We start from the raw sequence: 2,512 nt of genomic DNA, 5'->3' as shown, positions 1-2,512 counted from the left end.
AGTTCCTCTTCAACTAAACGATTCCGATATTCCCCCGAATATACAATTTTACTATTAAAAACATTCTTAAGCATACGAGCCAAATTAGTACCAATTGCTCCCATACCAACAATCCCGATAGTCTTGTTTTTTAAAGTCATCCAAACAGAATCATCCCATCTCTCAGAATTGATTTTTCTATCGTTAACAGATATTCTTTTTACCATATCAAGCATCATTGCAAGGGTATACTCCGCTACTGTATAAGCATTCGCTCTAGGAGTGTTAGAAACAGCAACACCCAATTTAGAAGCGGCCTTCACGTCAATATAAGTTTCATAACCTGTACCGAAGAAAACAATACTTTTAATATTTTTAGCAGCCTTAAGAACATTTTCAGATACATATTCATCTCCACCCAATATATATCCATCAATATCTTTAGTGGCTTCTATTAATTCTTCCTCAGTATAATTAAATTTACCATTAATTATTTCGTACCCTTCTTCTCTTAATGAAGAAACATCTTCATCCGTTAATGTTGAAGCAGTAAATAATATTTTTTTCATATTACCTCCAGTAAGTTCATCAAAATTATTATAACACAAAATAAAAACTGCATATGCAGTTTTTAATAATTAACAACTTTACTCAATAGTTCCACCAAGTGCCGGATATTCTATTTCATCAACATACCATGTATCAGAAGTATCCCAGAGCAAAGAATCTGTAACAAAAGCGTTATTGTTAAACGAAGACGGATCCACAGTAGTATAAGTTGCATGAATTGCATCTAGCTGACCTACAACACTAGCTTCGGAACTTCTATAAACATTGATAAAGGTTGAGGCAAAACTTCCAACATCACCCGCAACTGGTCCTGCGCGCACTCCTCCATTTACATCTCCTAAAGAAAAACTATTACTAGTAGTTGAAAGATAGTTATAACCAGATATTCCACCTGCGGAATCTGCACAAGTAACAGTAACATTACTATAACAATTATTTATAGTTGCAGTATCATAACCCTGTCCTACTAATCCGCCCGTTCTAAAAGTAGAAGAAACTACTCCCGTTGCATAACTGTTTTCTAATAAACTTGTAGCCGTTTGAAGAGTTCCAACAATTGGACCGGTTCTACTATTACATGTAATATTTACATCTAACACTCCAACATTTTTTATAGTTCCTGTTGCAGCGTTAAATAGCCCACATCCATCACGACCAGAATTATTAATAAACAAATTACTGATTGTATAGTTGTTACCGTCAAATATACCAGAAAAATTACTACCAATTGGCGTCCACCCAGTACTAGTTGTATATGTAGTTTTATTAGCTATATTTTCATAATCAGTATCACTATTAAAATCAAGATCATTCATTAATATATAATTACCACTAAGACCACTAGTAATAGCAGCTAAATCTTCAATTGTATAAATCCCGGTATAGCCACCTGGTACCTCAGCCAAATGATTTTCTTTATTACCTTCTGTTGGCGCTGCGGTAAATAAAACTCCATCCCCACCAATTGCTATTGAACCTTCGATCACTTCACCGGTTCTAGGATCAAGCGGTATCATTTCAATTTTACCCATATCAAAAAGCTCACTAACAGTAATTGATTCAATATCAGGATTAAGCTGCAGATGTTCATAAGCCGCATCCTCTAAAAGCGTAACTTGCCTCTCATACGCTCTACTTCTTGCAGTCTGTATTGTTTTTGTTATCGCCGGAATAGCTATCCCAAGAAGAACCCCAAGTATAACAACAACAGTCAATAATTCAACCAATGTAAATCCTCTTTCTCTCATAAGCACTCCCATCATATAATCAATTTTAACATTTAAACTAATAGGTTTACAAACTATATTACAACACTTTACAAAATAAAAAACTGCCTAAGCAGTTTATTTTTTTATTGGTAGCGACGGAGGGGATTGAACCCCCGACCTTCCGGGTATGAACCGGACGCTCTAGCCAGCTGAGCTACATCGCCAATTAGTTACTTCTACATAATAGCAAAAAGTAACTATAATATCAATACTTTTTAAATAATTAAGGGATTAAAGTCTATGTAAAAACTTACCTTATTTTGTTTCAAATAATACTCATTTAAAAACCTAATTTCCTTAATTATTTCTTTTTTACTACGGTATTTAATAATAATTTGAAAATAATAATTATCCTTTATTTTAAACATAGAACTAGGAGCCGGACCAAGTATATCTAAATCTAAATTTTCTTTTAAATATTTAGCGGTTTTCTCAGCTTCTTCCCTAGCTAAATTTAAATTAGCGCTACTTATTTTTAATAAAGCAATATTACAAAATGGTGGATAATTTAGTTTTTTTCTAATATCTATTTCATTTTTATAAAAACTCTTATAATCCGTAAGAGCAATACTATAATGTTCTGGATTAAAAGTTTGAACAATAACCTCTCCTCTAAGATCTGATCTACCTGCTCTACCACTGGCTTGATTAATTAATGAAAAAGTTCTTTCAGCCGATCTAAAGTCGGGAATATT

The 2,512-nt window shown here is 33.2% G+C and carries 2 protein-coding genes, 1 tRNA gene and 2 pseudogenes; all 5 read right to left on the bottom strand.

Translation table 11 applies throughout. From position 1 onward, the window contains the following. Positions 1-587 (bottom strand): NAD(P)-dependent oxidoreductase (locus AB1Z17_RS01935; RefSeq protein WP_368050101.1); only part of this gene is annotated, 587 nt, incomplete at its 3' end. A 39-nt stretch (positions 588-626) separates the two neighbouring features. After that, the gene (locus AB1Z17_RS01930) at positions 627-1,565 is read right to left on the bottom strand and encodes a GLUG motif-containing protein (protein WP_368050102.1); all 939 of its coding nucleotides are present in this window, start codon (positions 1,563-1,565) and stop codon (positions 627-629) included. Between the two features lie 159 nt (positions 1,566-1,724). Next, a pseudogene (locus tag AB1Z17_RS01925) lies at positions 1,725-1,796 on the bottom strand (type IV pilin protein); the annotation flags it as partial. Positions 1,797-1,904: 108 nt separating this feature from the next. Further along, positions 1,905-1,981: transfer RNA gene (locus AB1Z17_RS01920), tRNA-Met, on the bottom strand. Positions 1,982-2,032: 51 nt separating this feature from the next. Continuing rightward, positions 2,033-2,512, bottom strand: a pseudogene (locus AB1Z17_RS01915) (hypothetical protein); the annotation flags it as partial.

The sequence above is a fragment of the Lutibacter sp. genome (genome assembly GCF_040883305.1).
Taxonomy (GTDB): Bacteria; Bacteroidota; Bacteroidia; order Flavobacteriales; family Flavobacteriaceae; genus Lutibacter.
This window is presented reverse-complemented; position numbering and strand designations above follow the sequence as displayed.